General features: G+C 44.0%; 9 protein-coding genes. 6 read left to right on the top strand and 3 right to left on the bottom strand.

Translation table 11 applies throughout. From position 1 onward, the window contains the following. The first annotated feature begins 5 nt into the window (after positions 1 to 5). From B3139_RS03470 to B3139_RS03450, 5 genes are all read left to right on the top strand, one after another. Complete coding sequence (locus B3139_RS03470) at positions 6 to 1601, top strand: RagB/SusD family nutrient uptake outer membrane protein (RefSeq protein ID WP_293879794.1); 1596 nt, start codon at positions 6 to 8, stop codon at positions 1599 to 1601. Positions 1602 to 1613: 12 nt separating this feature from the next. Further along, the gene (locus B3139_RS03465; protein WP_293879792.1) at positions 1614 to 2489 is read left to right on the top strand and encodes an endonuclease/exonuclease/phosphatase family protein; all 876 of its coding nucleotides are present in this window, start codon (positions 1614 to 1616) and stop codon (positions 2487 to 2489) included. A gap of 8 nt (positions 2490 to 2497) precedes the next feature. After that, the gene (locus tag B3139_RS03460) at positions 2498 to 3298 is read left to right on the top strand and encodes an endonuclease/exonuclease/phosphatase family protein (protein ID WP_293879790.1); all 801 of its coding nucleotides are present in this window, start codon (positions 2498 to 2500) and stop codon (positions 3296 to 3298) included. 385 nt (positions 3299 to 3683) lie between these two features. Continuing rightward, positions 3684 to 6734, top strand: a complete 3051-nt coding sequence (locus tag B3139_RS03455; RefSeq protein ID WP_293879788.1) for a SusC/RagA family TonB-linked outer membrane protein — start codon at positions 3684 to 3686, stop codon at positions 6732 to 6734. 5 nt (positions 6735 to 6739) lie between these two features. Then, entirely contained in the window at positions 6740 to 8386 is a 1647-nt protein-coding gene (locus tag B3139_RS03450; RefSeq protein ID WP_293879786.1) for a RagB/SusD family nutrient uptake outer membrane protein, read from the top strand. 160 nt (positions 8387 to 8546) lie between these two features. Here the strand turns inward: B3139_RS03450 and B3139_RS03445 are convergent, their stop codons facing one another. From B3139_RS03445 to B3139_RS03435, 3 genes are read right to left on the bottom strand one after another with little or no spacing between them, the layout of a single operon-like run. Continuing rightward, on the bottom strand, positions 8547 to 9473 hold the full coding sequence (locus tag B3139_RS03445) for a hypothetical protein (protein WP_293879784.1): 927 nt from the start codon (positions 9471 to 9473) through the stop codon (positions 8547 to 8549). Between the two features lie 2 nt (positions 9474 to 9475). Continuing rightward, on the bottom strand, positions 9476 to 11335 hold the full coding sequence (locus tag B3139_RS03440) for a RagB/SusD family nutrient uptake outer membrane protein (RefSeq protein WP_293879782.1): 1860 nt from the start codon (positions 11333 to 11335) through the stop codon (positions 9476 to 9478). Positions 11336 to 11346: 11 nt separating this feature from the next. Next, positions 11347 to 14541, bottom strand: coding sequence for a SusC/RagA family TonB-linked outer membrane protein (locus B3139_RS03435; RefSeq protein ID WP_293879780.1), 3195 nt, complete (start codon positions 14539 to 14541; stop codon positions 11347 to 11349). A gap of 335 nt (positions 14542 to 14876) precedes the next feature. On the opposite strand from B3139_RS03435, the gene B3139_RS03430 reads away from it, so the two are divergent. Beyond that, positions 14877 to 15902 (top strand): Rpn family recombination-promoting nuclease/putative transposase, encoded by a 1026-nt coding sequence (locus B3139_RS03430; RefSeq protein WP_293879778.1) that lies wholly within the window; start codon positions 14877 to 14879, stop codon positions 15900 to 15902. Positions 15903 to 15905 lie beyond the last annotated feature (3 nt).

The following is a 15905-nucleotide window of genomic DNA, read 5'->3' as shown; positions in this document are numbered from 1 at the left end:
TAAACATGAATACAATAAAAACTAAGATAAAATTACTGAGCCTACTTGTGGTGGTCCTGTCAACTAGCTCATGTGAAAAATTCCTGACGATCGACAGTCCGGACGGTGTATCGGACGAGCAGTGGTGGAATACAGAAACAGATGGGTATAATGCCTTGGGAACTGTTTATGCGGGAATACCGGGGGGCAGTTCTGGGCGGAACATCATGTATTATGCTGGACTTACGGACGAAGCCGTACAGCGCGGTGACTTTAAAGGTGATTACGACGGTTTCACCCGCGGCCTGGCCTCTAGCCGCTGGGGGGTGTCGAATAGCTTATGGGCAGATGATTATACGTGTATCCGCCGGGCCAACAGGTTTTTGGAAAACATAGACGGGGCTTATATTGATGCCGAACTGAAAGAAAGGATGAAGCTGGAGGCTAGGGCATTGAGAGCGTATTATCACATGGAATTGATGTTGGTGTTTGGTGATATCCCCTTATTGACTCAGTCTTTGACGCCGACGGAAAATCAGTCTTCTCGAACTGCTCAAAAAGAGGTATACGATTTTATTGTAGCCGAATTGAAGGACTGTGCTGCCAAGCTGCCGGCAAGTTATGTAAATGCTGATCGGTGGCGGATGACAAGTGGTGTTTGCCTGTCGCTGCTGTCGCGACTGGGATTGTACTATAAAGATTTTGAACTTGCGAAGGCTTCGGCAAAGCAGGTGATCGACTCCAAAGTGTATAAACTCTGGATCAGTACGACAAATAAAAATGACAGTTATTCGGAGCTCTTTAGCTACGCGGGTGAACTGAATGATGAACGGATATTTTTTAAAGAAAATGGCTGCGCGAATGCCTGGACATCTTTTGCTCCTTTTGGTATCGGGGGCGAGACTTATCTGTCGCCCACGAATACGGTAGTCAATAATTTTGAAACCAAACAGGGCAAGACCATCCAGGAGCTTGGACGTGACTCGGTGCTGATCTATCAGCGTAATCCAAATTATAAAAACAACAGGGATCCACGGTTGGCAGCGTCGGTTTTTTCACCGAACGATAAATTTCAGAACCAATATACCCTTGATCCTTTTTATAATCCGACAGATAAAATCGGTGAAACGAAGTCTACTGCCACAGGGTATTGGATAAAGAAATATATTGATGCCAGAGATCGTCAGGCTAAGAGCGGAAGTCTTGATTTTATGATCATACGCTATGCTGAAATATTGCTCAACTATGCGGAGGCAATGATAGAGACGGGGCAGTGGAGCAATGCTGAAACGCTTGCTGCGATCAATGAAGTGCGGGCAAGGGCCGCGATGCCTGCGGTTAACAGTGGGATATACGGCACGCAGGCAAAAATGCGCGAGCTCATCCGTCGGGAGCGTCAGGCGGAACTTGCTTTTGAAGGAGGCCGTTATTTCGATATCCGCCGTTGGGGAATCGATGAAGCTGTAATGAACGGTGAGGTCTTTGGAGCCACAAACCCTAAAACGGGAGAACTTGTGCGTGTACAGAGCCGTACGTACAAAAGAAATCGCGAGGGCCTGTGGCCTATTCCAGAGGCTGAGATCATTGCAAATCGCAATATGGTGCAAAATCCAAATTATTAATATTTCATACTGATGAAAAAGAAAATAAAGATCGTTTTGTTGGGCCTGCTCCTGCTGCAGGCTGTTGTGGGCTTGCAGGGATGCCGCAAGACCTATAGTCCAGGTGATTGGAATTTGCTGCCGGCGAAAGAGCCAGAGCAGCCCCAGGAGCCCGATGATACAGCTACCAAAAGTTTGAAAGTGATGTCGCTCAATATGAATGTGGGTACAACCGTTGCGAACTTTGATGCTATGTTGGATCTGATTAAAGAATATGATCCTGACCTATTGTTTTTGCGGCAGGTGGATAGTGCGACGACCCGGGCGGGGAAAGTAGATCGTCCAGCTGCCATCGGGAAAGCATTGGGTATGGTATCCTATTTCAGGAAAAATATAGATTACCAGACGGGGGGATTTGGGAATGCCGTGTTGTCCAAATTTCCGGTGAAGGAGAAATATAGCCAATTGTTGAGTCGTGAGGAGGGGAGTACGGCCGAGCTTCGGAGTATGGTGATGGTTAAAGTGGAGGTGGAGGAAGGGCATGCACTGTATTTTGCGGGCACTGAGCTGGATCCATCGGTTGCCAATAACCGGGCGCTTCAAGTCGTTGACTTGCTCAATGCGACGGAGAAATTGATGCAACCCGTGATTTTGGTCGGTAATCTCAATGAACAGGAGTCGGCCAATGGTCCTGTACTATCTTATCTTAAGGGCAGCTTTACCTTTGCGTGTTTAGGTACTGGGTGCCCCTGGAATGCACCAAAAGATAAACCCACAGGTGTATTTGACTATATCACCTTTAAGAATACGGACGATAAGCTCCAACTCGCTAAATATGGCCCTTTTTCTAAATCGGCCAATAACTTTCTGCCAATGACTGCAGAGTTCAAATTAAAACTTCCTAAATAAATTATACCATGAAAAAAATAATTCTTGGGGCGATGGCCCTGTTAAATTTAATGAGCTGCAGTGGGGATGAGAAAATAGATCTTACGCCCCCTGCAAAGAAAAAGTTGGTCACCATGACGTACAATATTCACCATGGGGCACCTGAAAATTCGGAGGTGGTCAATCTGGCTAATATTGCTGCGGTGATAAAAAGCAGTGGAGCGGAAGTTGTTGCACTTCAGGAAGTGGATGTCAATGTGGCACGTTCGGGTAAAGTGAATCAGGCTGCGGAGCTGGCAAAGCTACTGGGAATGGAATATCATTTTTCGAAGTCCATTGATTATAATGGTGGTGAATATGGTGTGGCTATTTTAAGTAAGTATCCGATGACCAACAAGCGGCGGGAGTTGCTGCCCATGCCGACAGCGGGCGAACAACGCAGTATTGCTGTGGCCACGGTGACTCTGCCCGATGGCAAAAGCATTGAATTTGCATCGACGCATCTGGATCTGAATGTGCCTAACAGGACCGCACAGGCTGAATTTTTGAACCAGCTGAGCACTTCGTTAAACAAGGCGCTTTTTGTAGGGGGAGACTATAATGCAATACCGTCGAGCAGCGAAATGCTCAAACTTAAAGAGCGGTTTACTTTGTCTTGTATGAGCAGCTGTCCGCTTTCATTCCCGGTTAAGACACCGACGAAAGCCATTGATTTTGTTTTATTTAATGCTCAGGCCGCCAGTAGCTATACCTTGGTTTCATCCGTTGCGCTGACCGGTCAATATGCATCGGATCATTTGCCTGTATCGGTTGTATTTCAATACGATTAAGAAACAGCCAAGAGCGCTGGATATCAAGAAAGATGTGGCGTCAGTAGTAAGAAAGATTAGGCTTTGATAAAGAGAAGATTGAGACGTTGATCATGAGGATTTGGCGGCCTAGTAAAAAGGGTGCAGTAAGGGAGTCTTGTATTGGACTCCCTTTTTTATGTACTGATGTAGACTGCTTTTTTCTATTAAATTTTTCATGCAAAACCGATTTTGCCAAACGAAATGCTTTTGAGATTTGTTTAATTCATTGTTGTAAACCTGCAAAACAGGCGGCGCAGATGTGCCTGAGTTATTCCAACGAACTATTTATATATAATGCTAACTATTAAACAAGATGCGATTTTGGCTAAAAGCTAAAACGTTTTAAAACCAACAATTATTAGACATGAGCAATGTTGATTTAAAGACAATGGTGCGCTTGACTGGGAAATCCAGGTTGTTTTTCTCACTGATTGTGCTCGCAGGTACGATCACTCACGCACAATCAGCTCCGAGAGCCATTTTGGAGAGCCGTTTCCTGAAGGAGACGCAAACTAACCAACAACAATTAACAGGTAAAGTGCTGGACAGCAATGGAAAGCCAATTGCAGGTGTAACGATCACCGTCAAAGGAACTGCTAAAAGTACACAGTCTGACGCATCGGGAAATTTCACGCTGGATGCGAAGGCGGGGCAAGTACTGGTGGCGACTTCCATCGGCTACAAAACCAAAGAAGCCTTTGTGGAGGACAGCAGTGTTTCGATTCAACTGGAGGCTGATCAGAGTCAATTGGATGAAGTGGTCGTTGTCGGATACGGTACACAAAGGCTAAAGGAGGTCACTTCCTCCGTTGCGCATGTGAGCGCAGACCAATTTCGTCAAAGTGGTGCGCGAAATCCCTTAGATCTTATACAGGGTAAAGTGGCGGGTTTACAGGTGTCCAGAAGCGGTTCTAACCCAAATTCAGGTGTAGCGACGCAATTGCGCGGAGCAATTTCTGTGACCGGAAGTGCAAGTCCTTTATTTGTAATTGATGGAATACCTGGCGGAAATCCGGATCTGCTCCAACAGGATGATATCGAGTCTGTGGATGTTTTGAAAGATGGTTCGGGCGCGGCGATCTATGGTACCAGTGCCAACGCAGGTGTCATATTGATTACGACCAAGCGAGGAAAGCCGGGAAAATCGGTATTTAACTATTCCAATTATTTTCGAAAGGAATTTGTGTATAATAGACCCGATTTTTTGACTCCACAGGAATTCAGGGATAAGATTGCATCGGGCGAATTAAAACAGCCGGATTTTGGCCACTCAACAGACTTTTTTGAAGATTTGGTCAACAAGGATAATTTTTCACAAAATCACAATCTATCCCTGTCTGGTGGCAATGAATCGACCACATATCGTGGTAGTGTAAATTTCAGAAATCTGGAAGGTATCGCCAAGGAAAATTCGCGGAAGGAATATACGGTGCGCGCCAGTATTAATCAGAAAGGTTTGAATGACCGCTTGAATGTATTGATGAACATCGCGACGAATACCAACAATGCGAATCTGCTGGGCGGGGGCGGCTGGGAGAGTGAGGCGACTAAAAATCCCACCTTGTCAAATTTTAATGACGATGGATCGTATCGTTACGACCGCACAAGCACAAATGAATTTGCACGCTTATTTACGGAAACCAGTTACCGGAAGCAACAAACATCGTCGCTGGATGGAAAGGCGGATCTTACCATCATTGAGGGACTAAAAGCCAGCGTGTTTGGATCGGTGCAACGCAACTCGTATATCGATGGTTCGTATCGGGCATTGAACAGTGAAGCGTCTATGGAAGATGAGGATTATCCGGGTGGAGGCTATGCTTCGAAATCGAATTTGCTGAATGAGCGGTATGCGTTTGAGCCTACACTCCAATATAACACAACCCTTGCTGAGAAGCATAGCATAACAGCATTAGCTGGCTATAGTTATCGTTATGAGAAAGATGAGGGGCAGAGTGCAGATAATAGGGGTTTTATAAATGATCGTTTTCATGAGGATAACCTTTCGGAAGGGCAAGCATTACGCGATGGTCGTGCTAATATGGACAGCTACAAGAATGACAATACGTTGATTGCTTTTTTTGGAAGGGTAAATTATACGTATTCCGATAAGTATATGGCTCAGTTTATCCTTAGACGAGAAGGTTCTTCTAAATTTGGTGCAAACAATAAGTGGGGCAGTTTTCCTGCCGTATCGGTAGGCTGGAATATCAGCAATGAAGACTTTATGCAGGATGTTGATTTTATCAACAATTTGAAGCTTCGTGCGGGTTATGGAGAAACGGGAAATACAGGGTTTTCCAACAACGCTTCCCGATTGACATTAGGGGGCGGCGGAAAGTACCTATACCCCGACGGAGCCTACCGGGAAACCTACGGTCCTGATCGTAACCCCAACCCTAACTTGCGTTGGGAGACAAAAAAGGAGACGAATATCGGTGTCGATTTCACGCTATTCAGCAACAAACTTTCGGGTTCGATTGATGTTTTTCAGCGTAAAACCGTTGATCTGTTGGATACGTACACTACACCTCAACCACCTTACATACGAGAGAATGTCTATTCCAATGTGGGTACCCTTTCTTCCAAAGGTATTGAATTGGCGCTAAGTTATCGCGCTATTGAACGTGACAATTTCAAATGGAATATGGACTTTACAGCGAGTACGTTGAAGAATGTAATGGATAGTTACTCGAATGATATTTTTACGGTTAAGTATAAGGAGTTTGGGGACATCGGCGGAGCAGGTGCCCTCGGCAACGCATTTACCACCTATGAAGGACATCGCATCGGGGAGTTTTTCGGTAAAAGATTTGCCGGATTTGATGCGGATGGGAAATGGCTATTTTATAACCGAAATGGTGAGGCGGTAAGAAATGATCAGATTAATAATTCTCGGGATGATCTCAACGCTTCGGATTTATCGGTGATCGGAAATGCTGTACCCAAATATTATCTTTCGTGGACAAACAATTTTTCCTATAAAAATTTTGACCTCAGGGTGTTTATGCGTGGGAAATTTGATTATGACATCTTAAATACGACTGCGCTTTCGTATGGTAATAAAGTGTGGTCGGGCAACCTGTTGAGAGATGCTTTCACCAAATACAAAGATATAAACGATACCTATATGTATTCGGACTATTACCTCGAAAGTGGAAGTCACTTAAAAATTGACGAAGTCACCTTGGGCTATCGATTTAAATTAAAAAATGACAGCTGGGTAAACAACCTGCGTGCTTACATGACTGTACAAAACCTGGCGACGATATCCGGTTACTCGGGCAACGATCCGGATTTGGTATTGGATACGGGTTTGGGGAATGAAGTGAATGGGCAGCGCTTGGGGATTGACAGCCGCGGTCCTTATCCGAATACGCGGTCGCTTTTGTTTGGTGTAAATTTTAGTTTCTAATTCCTATGAAAAATATTTTTAAAATTTTAATGCTTGCGTGCGTCGTCAGTGCGTCAAGTTGTACAAAATTGGATGAAAATGCTTACGATGTTATTGTCGCAGAAGATTTTTATGCAAATAAGAATGAAGTGATTTCTGCTGTATTGCGACCGTATACCCACGCCAACGCCTGGATATCGCCCTCGGGACAGGATGGCTGGTGGCGTCCAGCCGAATTATCGGCCGATCAATTGGCCTGGCCAACAAAAGGGCGGCATGGAGAAGATAATGGAAAATGGAAACGCCTTCATTACCATACTTGGACGGTCGATGAAGGTGGGTTGAATCAAGCCTGGGTACTGATGTACTGGGGGGTAGGTCTATGCAATAGCCCCATCGATATTCTTGAAAAATCTGATGTGGCCAGTATGGGAATTACAACGGAAGAAAAGAATCAATACATTGCCGAGCTTAAGCTTTTACGCGCATTGCACTACCTGAAGCTGATGGATCTTTTCGGAAATATTCCGATAACCACAAAAGCGCCCACTACTGCTGAAGAACCTCTTCCGGAGCCCTCTTCTACCAAAGAAGTGTTTGAATTTATTGAGAAAGAAATTCGAGATAATATTGACTTAGCCCCAAAATTATCGCGGGCGATGTTGGGTCGGGTGTCGCAGGCTACAGGGTACGCGATGCTAGTCGAACTATATTTAAATGCTGAGAAATGGTATGGACAGCCGAGATGGGATGACTGTATCGCGGCAGCTGATAAGTTGATATCGGGTGACGGGGGTGGTTTGAATGGTGCCATGGAATTAGATCCGAATATTAAGGACGCTTATGTTCCGACGAATGATCTCTCCAAGGAAACCATTTTTTCTATCGCTTACGATTATAAAAAAGCTGATTTTTCGGCGGGTTTTCCGAGTGAGTTCTATCATTTTGTGCAGAGTGAAATCTATGGTGGCGGCAGAAACGGAAATAATGGGATTGTATTGGTTCCCGGTGTTTTCGGTCAGTATGCAGCAAATGATCTACGGAAAAAGGAATGGTTTTTAAGTGGCCCAATGGTGAAATTTGTGGACGGTAAAATGGTTGAAGGATCGGAAGAGTATAAAGGTGAACAGCTTGTCTTTGTGGATTATATTCGTCGGGCAAAATCGGGGGGTACATCGTCTACCATGAGCGACGGTGAAGAAAACAGTGGAATCCGATTTAATAAATATAAAATTGGAAATAACGTCGAAGGGAATGTGAATGGCGTTGTTATACCTGTTAATGAAAATTACAACAATACCGATTGGAATGTGTATCGCTTGAGCTGGATTTATTTTGCGAAAGCCGAAGCGCTGATGCGCAAAAGCGGCGGTACGGCTTCACAAGTTGCAGTAGACTTGATTAATAGGTGCAAAAAACGGGCATTTGCTGATGCCGACTGGGCGGCAGCACAATACAATACGAGTACACTGACGTTAGATGAGCTTTTGGCGGAGCGTGGGCGTGAGTTTATTTTTGAGGGGTTCAGAAGGCGTGATTTAATCCGTTTTGGTAAATTTCATACCGCAACGTGGTGGGATCATAAACCTACTGCTGAAAACAAAACGGTGTTTCCGATACCTCAACAGCAGATATCGATGAATCCCAACTTAAAGCAAAATCCTGGTTACTAGGATGCTTCGGGTTAGGAGCGGTGTATTTCTACGCTATAGGGGGATACATCGCTTTTTTTGGTCCAAATAGGTGGGTAATTTACATTTGAATAATGTTATTATGTTAGGGGTACCAGCAGAGCTGCGGTACCCCATACTATAAAGGGATAAAAGGGACAGATTAGTTTTGACGTTTAATGCTGATGTTTAGATAGCGATTGTTGTCATATCCGCTCAAAGCATTGACGATAACGACACCATATTTTTCGTCTGGTGTCTTAAAGTAGAACATGCTGCCCACTTTAAGATCATTTAACGAAAGATTGGTCGTTTTGCGGGAAATTGCATTGTTCTGAATAACTGTTCCAGACGTTAAGGTATTTAGAAATGTGGAGGCCTGATTGGTCTGTATACCGGAAAAATAGGTTGCCCGGCCTTTTCCGGATAGATCCGTAAAGTCGAAAGCTTTAAAGGGAATCGGACTGGCTTGTAGCGAATAGATATTATAGGAATAGGTAATGCCACCATTGGCTTCTACTTTATAGGTGCGATACATCCCCAGATCGATTTTTCCTGCATTCGCTTTGGCTTCAGCATAGGTATATGTTTTCCCTTCCATCAGGTCAATAAAGCAAGCGCTGCTTTGCGCTGTGCTATCTGGCATATAGAGCACGCGATTGTTCAGATGGGCGTAATCTGATAGCACATTATAGGTCACTGAAGTATAACCATCGCCCATAAATACGCCTTCGCTGTCCACCGCCATTATTCGAAAAGTGGTAAGACCCACCTTATCGGCCTTAATTTTATAGACATAGCGGAAGCTTCTTTTTTCGCCGTCTGCCAATGGGATTTTGAGTGCCGCTGCACCGGCGCCATTGTAAAAGATCCATACCTGATGCATGTCTTTGGAAGCTGAGCTAATCGTAAAATCGACATAGATGGAGTCTCCGGAAGCAACATCCTTGTAAGTACCAATACTAAATTCATTTTCTTGGTGCAGGGTCACTTTAACATCCGTAAACTGATTGAAAATATTGTCGCCTTCCCGTTTGCAGGAAAGCAATATGCTGAAGAGGATAAGGAGCAAAAAATATTTCTTTTTCATAATTAGTTGTTTAGTGGATCGAATGTACCGCCTTCATAACCGATTGTTTGTTCGAGCAATGGAGAGGAGCTCATAAAGGTATTTGGTAGTGGGTAGAAATAATAATAATCACGGAAAGCAAAGGCTCCATTTGCGCTTTCTGCGCGTAAATTATAGGGATATTTGAAGTAATTCAATACGGTATCTCTATTGTTCATGTCCAAACGCTCGCGATGCATGATCCCGGCAGCGTTCTTTGCTTCTAATATTTTCTTTAGAGCATCGGATTTGGTTTCGAACAGATACGTTTGGATCGTTCCTTCGAGGGTATGCATGCGACGCGTCCGTCGTAGGTCGTGATAGCGCTTTCCTTCAAAAGCGAATTCAATTTGCCGTTCGTTCATCAGTAGATCGCGCATCTGTTCTTTGTTGGCAGCGAGAGACAAACCGTAATCGTATTTCCCCTGTTCGATGCCGGCACGTTGCCGGATACTACGGACCAGTTCTTTCGCGAGCGCCAGATCGCCTGTTTCATTTGCTGATTCAGCATAATTCATCATGACTTCGGCAAATCGGATTTCAATCCAGTCCATACCATTGCCGCCTATGTCATTGAAAATGCCCACAGATGCAGATGAAAGTGATGGATTGACAAATTTTTTGCAATAAAAGGATTTTATGGAGGACTCTCCGTCTGCATTGGTGTAGTTCCACTGTTTTCGTCCGGTCTTGCCGCTCAATGGCCAGTCTGCACCGTTATAGACGATGGTGTTTTTGAACCGTGGATCTCTGTTTTTCCAAAAAAGCGCATCATCATACAGGAGGTTATCCCCGTTGGCGGGTGTGCCATCTTTCATGCGATAGGCTTTGAGCAAAAGGGTGGTCGGAACATAATAATCTGCTGGTGCTCCGCCTTCGGAGGCGGGGCGCGATGCGCGTTCGACAATAGTGTAACGCTTAGGTGATGTGGCAGAATAGGAACGAAGTAGTACCGCTTCTGTATTGGCTATGCCTTCTTTTAAAAAGATTTCATTATAGTTGGGCATTAAGGCCCGCCCAGTAGCTTGACAGAGTTCATAGGCTTCTTTGCTTGCCTGAAAAGCAGTTTGCCAACGTTGTGCTTCGTAGGGATGCGCTGCATTGTCGGTTGGATTAAACTGTGGACTGGCCCAGTATAGCAGCGCTTTGGCTTTCAGCGCTGCTGCTGCTGCTTTGGTAATTTTACCGCGGCCAGTGCCATCGTCCCAGGTTACGCCATCTAAATTCGTCATTGCAGCATCCAAGTCGCTGACGATTTGTGTAAAGCATGCTTTTGCGGATACCCGACCACTTAACTCCAGTTTGTCTGGATTTTGAGGGTCGAGTACAAGGGGCACGCCACCGTAGAGCCGTGTAAGCTCAAAATATACTATGGCGCGTAGGGCATAAAACTGTCCTAAAAATTTCTTCTTGACCTCTGGTGGCAGGGTTCCTGCTGGAATATAGGCGATCGCATTGTTGCAGCGTGCAATGTCAAAGTAGCGGTTATCCCCAATATTGGTACCCTGGTATTTGGTGGCAATGTATTTGACATCATTAAGTGTGATTTCCCCACTCAGACCCAATACTTTTTTGCTGGCTGCATTCGTTCCCGAAAAGTAGTTTTCGTCACTGGCATAGTGCATCTGCATATCGTTTGTTGTGACTTCATGCGGATGGGTAGGCATGATCATGCTATAGGTACCAGCCAGATAGTATTCAATGGCACCTTCGTTGTCCCAAATGCGGGCGTCCAGACCACCATGATCTACGAGCTCAAAAAAATCATCTTTACAGCTCTGTGTCATCAGGGCTGTACTCGACGCCACCAATAAGGCTATTATGTATGTAAAATGTCTTTTCATGTCTTAAAATTTTAAATACCAAAGTTTAAACCAAAGGAAATCGTACGGATTGTGGGATAATTGTACAAAGAAGAGGAATAGGGGTCGCGGTGTTTAAATGGTGCGACAATGGTCCATAGGTTATTACCCGACAGCATCAGCTTGAGCGAGCGTACATTGATCTTATCTGTAAAGGTTTTAGGGACACTCCAGTTGAACACCATATTGTTGATCCGGATGGTTGTACCATCTTCTGCCCAGAAGGTAGAATTCCACTTTTTCATCATCGCAGCATCGTCATATCGTGGGAATTTTCCATTGGGGTTTTCCAACGACCAATGGTCTTCCCAAAAACTTGGAACATTCACGAATGCAGTAGGAGCGGTCATGGCTTGGGACTCATAGAATACTTTTCCGCCAAATACGGCCCTGAAATTGGTGTTTAAGGAGAACGATTTATAAGCCAAGCCAACGGTGATCCCTGTTGAAAAAACCGGCGATGTATTATCAAACATGGTGGTTAGGTCTTTTTCGGTGATCTTGCCATCGCCATTGGTGTCTTCGTATACGGTCCAGCCGACCTGTGGTACTTTGCCGTCGATGGTATAGTTGGGGTTCTTGGCCAAGAAATTATCCACTTCCTGTTGTGTACGTAACATATCCTGATAGATCAGTCCATAATTTGAACTGTTGTATTTACGGGAGTCTGTTCCCATTTCCACCTTCCAGTCTGGATAGGAGAAATCCCATAGCTGGAATTTGTTGAAGTACATTTGGGTCGTGTAACTTGCCGAATAGCCAAAGTTCATATTGGTGGAAAGTTTGAATCCGTTGGAGAAGGTGTTTTGGTAACCCAAGGAAAATTCGGTACCCCAGCCTCTTCGTTTCTGGTAGTTGACGACTGGTGCTTTGAATCCGGCGTACATCGGAAAATTCTCGTCGTTACCTTTGTCAAATACATCGTACGAGTTTCGGAGATAGTATTCGAACCCAAAGCTCAGTTTGTTGTCAAACCAGCGGGATTCTATTCCGAAGTTGAAGGTACGGTGTTTCTCCCAGGAGATATCGGGATTGGCAATAATGGTTGGGTTGAGTGATGCGACCGGAGTTTCGCCGTAGAGATAGCCTGTATTGACGAGGTCGACACTGAACCGTTCTTGCCATAGCCGCGCTAACACGCGGTCTTCACCTACCAGTCCATAGTTAGCCCTTAGTTTTAAGTAGCTGAGATAATTGAGGTCTTTAAAAAATTCTTCGTCACTGACCACCCAACCAGTCGCTACCGTGGGGAATACCCCCCAGATATTACCTTTCGCAAAATTGGAGGAGGCATCGACACGGGTGATCACTTCAAGTAGATACTTTTTCTTGTAATCGTAATTGAGCCGTCCAAAGAAGGATCGTTTGACGGCTTCGGTGATTGATCGGTCGGACCGCGTGAAAGTCGATTGGTCGAATGCCCAATATTCATCTAAATTTAGCAGCTGTTGATTGGTCCAGTAAGCGGATAATCCTTCTGCATTGGAAGCCGACTGTTCTGCACCTACCATGAGATCAAGGCTATGCTTTCCAAAAGTATTTGCATATTGTAATACGATATTTCCCTGGTAACTATTCCCTTTACCCAAGGAGGGTAAAATTCTTGTCTTGCTACCGTCCATACGAAACACTTTGTCTACGGTGTTGGTGTAGAACTTGTTGTTGTTTCCTGTGCGTACAAACTCGTATAGATCGTAAGCCGGGAGGTATTCTTGACCACTGGAAGATGTTCCCGAATTGGAGATCTGTATGCGGGCGCTGAATCCTTTGAGGTATTCTGGCGCATAATTTAGGGAGGCGTTAATGTTATAATTTGCGTTGCTGCGTTTTTGGTAGTAGCCTGAGTTGATAATTGCCAGTGGATTGGTATTGCTATTGGCATTGATGTTACTGAAGTTTACCGGTAGGCCATCGATCTGTATGGGTACCCATTGCGGCGTCGTAATCAGGGTTTGATAGAAGTTTTGATCGCGGTCGTCGGATAGGCTGTTTTGGCTATTGGTCTTTGTATTATTTACATTAAAGGCAATATCAGCTTTTAAACCATCAATAATTTGTGTGTTGAAGCCGGATCGGAATGAATATTTCTGTTGGCTCATACCTGCATAGTTACCGTCTTCTTTTTGATAGCTTCCGCCTGCAAAGAAGGTTATCTTTTCACTTCCACCGGAAATGGATAGGTTATGGCGTTCCATTTTAGAGGGTTTCCAAAGTTCATCATACCAGCTTTTGTACGGATTTGTTTTTAAATAGGCTAAGTCTTCATCCGAAAAGAATTCTGTGGGTTGGACATTATTGAGTGCGTAGGTTTCGTTCAGTAATTTGGCGTGTTGATAGGCTGAAAGCATTTTTGGCTTTACCGTAGCGTCTGAGATACCGAGGTAACCGTTGTAGGTGAGCTGTGTTTTTCCTACCTGCCCTCTTTTGGTGGTGACGAGGATAACCCCTTTTGCTCCGGATGCCCCATAAATGGCTGCGGATGCGTCTTTAAGAATTGAAATGTTTTCTACCATGGACGCATCTAGGTTTTCAAAGACATCGGATGATGAAATAATACCGTCAATAACATACAGTGGCTCATTGGTTACCCCTTGCAATTTGGCTTGGTCTGAGGCGAAAGCATTACGAACATTGAGGGTAACTGCTGCGCCTGGCCTTCCCGAAGACTCGCTTACGCCCAATCCTGCGACGCGGTCGCGTAGGGCTGCTGCAATATTGGCTGCCGGGATGTCCTGGATTTCTTTTGGGTCAACAGAGGCTACGGCACCCAAGACTTCGCGCCGTTTTTTTGTGCCGTATCCGACCACGACAACCTCATCTATGCTGGTATTGGATTCGAGCCGGATTGTGATATTGGTTTTGCCCTTCGTGTCTATTTCTTGTACTTTATAGCCCACATAGCTCACAACAATAACTGTATTGTCTGCAGGAAGGTTGATATGGAATACCCCATCTTCTCCTGTTTTTACGCCGGCTTTGCTGCCTTTGACCAGAATAGTTGCGCCGTGGACAGGCTTGCCGTCTTGATCAAGCACACGTCCGGTAACACCGGCAAATTTTGTGGAAAGCAGAAGTGGCGAATTTGTTGTTGATAATGCAAAAACCGGGGCTGGTGAGAGCGCAAGCAGGGGGCAAAGAAGCTTGATACTCCGCTTTAGCAAAGATTTTTTGAAAAATGGATAATTCATACATTTAACTTGTTTATAATAGGTTTTAAAAAGCGTTTTACGGCAGATTAATTGGTTATCGTGCAAACCTGAACAAGTTCGTATTATCCACTATTTTGCGTGGACGATATTCCATTAAAGAATTGCTTTGTAACAGGTTTGTTGGGTAATGATAGGGGTAATTTTTTAATCAACTGTCCTGAACTGTTGGCTCGGCTGTAAATGAAATGAGCGCAGCTACTTAAAACATTTTTTGGAATGGCCAAAATAAAGGAAGTAATATATTAAACTTATTTACTAAATATTTTAGTTTTTTTTTGTTATATTTGTATTGATAACCAAAAACTTAAATTATCATGGCAAGATTAAAATCGATCGGTAAATATGTTGATCCCCGTACTGACTTTGGTTGGAAGCTTTATTTCGGGCGAGAGGAAAATAAGATTCTTTTAATCGAATTCCTCAATAGCTTATTTGAAGGTGAGAAAATAATTTCCGATTTATTTTATAAGTCAATAGAGTATGATGGTGATCAAGAAGATATGCGAAGGGTTGTTTTTGATTTACATTGTATCGGTACAGATGGAGAGATATTTATTATAGAGATGCAGCAATTATTTCAGGAATATTTCAAGGATCGCGCTGTCTATTATACGTCACGTTTGATTAATAAGCAATTGTCAAAGGGGAAGAAGGGTAATGATTACTGTTTACCTGTTATTTATTTTATAGGGGTTTTAGAATTTAAACTTCATGGGGAGGATGAGGCTTTTCTTTTACGCAAGACTGATCGTCCTTATTTCTATGATGTCGCATTATGTGATAAGACAACGCATGAAATCTTTTATAATAAGCTGGGGTATAAACTCGTTTCTTTGCCGATGTTTAATAAAAAGCCCGGGGAGCTTCAATCAGTCATGGATCAGTGGTTATATGTACTTAAACACTTGAGTACCATGGATAAATTACCGTCTTTTTTGGATAAAAGGATATTTGGCCTTATCTTTGAAATAGGAGAAATAGGTAAATTAACAGAGGAGGATCGGATGTCATACGAATCGAGTTTAAAACATAAGCGGGATGCAGAGAGCGTTTACAATTCAGCTATTCGGTCTGGCGAAGCAATGGGTCTTAAGAAAGGTCTTGCTAAAGGTCTTGCTAAAGGTCTTGCTAAAGGTCTTGCTGAAGGTCTTGAAAAAGGTCTTGAAAAAGGTCTTGAAAAAGGTCTTGCTGAAGGTCTTGCTGAAGGGCTCGCGAAAGGAGAGCATAAACAGGCTTTGGAATCTGCTCGAAAGATGCTAGTGAAGGGCTATAACAAAGCGGATGTTAGTGATATTACAGGTCTTTCTATTGAAGAAATTGAAAAACTTAAAATGGTTTAGTCA

The sequence above is a fragment of the Sphingobacterium sp. UBA1498 genome, assembly GCF_002325125.1.
Classification (GTDB): Bacteria; Bacteroidota; Bacteroidia; order Sphingobacteriales; family Sphingobacteriaceae; genus Sphingobacterium.
This window is presented reverse-complemented; position numbering and strand designations above follow the sequence as displayed.

Coding starts and splice junctions, on each gene's coding strand:
- B3139_RS03470 (WP_293879794.1), top strand. CDS start 6: ATGAATACAATAAAAACTAAGATAAAATTACTGAGCCTACTTGTGGTG.
- B3139_RS03465 (WP_293879792.1), top strand. CDS start 1,614: ATGAAAAAGAAAATAAAGATCGTTTTGTTGGGCCTGCTCCTGCTGCAG.
- B3139_RS03460 (WP_293879790.1), top strand. CDS start 2,498: ATGAAAAAAATAATTCTTGGGGCGATGGCCCTGTTAAATTTAATGAGC.
- B3139_RS03455 (WP_293879788.1), top strand. CDS start 3,684: ATGAGCAATGTTGATTTAAAGACAATGGTGCGCTTGACTGGGAAATCC.
- B3139_RS03450 (WP_293879786.1), top strand. CDS start 6,740: ATGAAAAATATTTTTAAAATTTTAATGCTTGCGTGCGTCGTCAGTGCG.
- B3139_RS03445 (WP_293879784.1), bottom strand. CDS start 9,473: ATGAAAAAGAAATATTTTTTGCTCCTTATCCTCTTCAGCATATTGCTT.
- B3139_RS03440 (WP_293879782.1), bottom strand. CDS start 11,335: ATGAAAAGACATTTTACATACATAATAGCCTTATTGGTGGCGTCGAGT.
- B3139_RS03435 (WP_293879780.1), bottom strand. CDS start 14,541: ATGAATTATCCATTTTTCAAAAAATCTTTGCTAAAGCGGAGTATCAAG.
- B3139_RS03430 (WP_293879778.1), top strand. CDS start 14,877: ATGGCAAGATTAAAATCGATCGGTAAATATGTTGATCCCCGTACTGAC.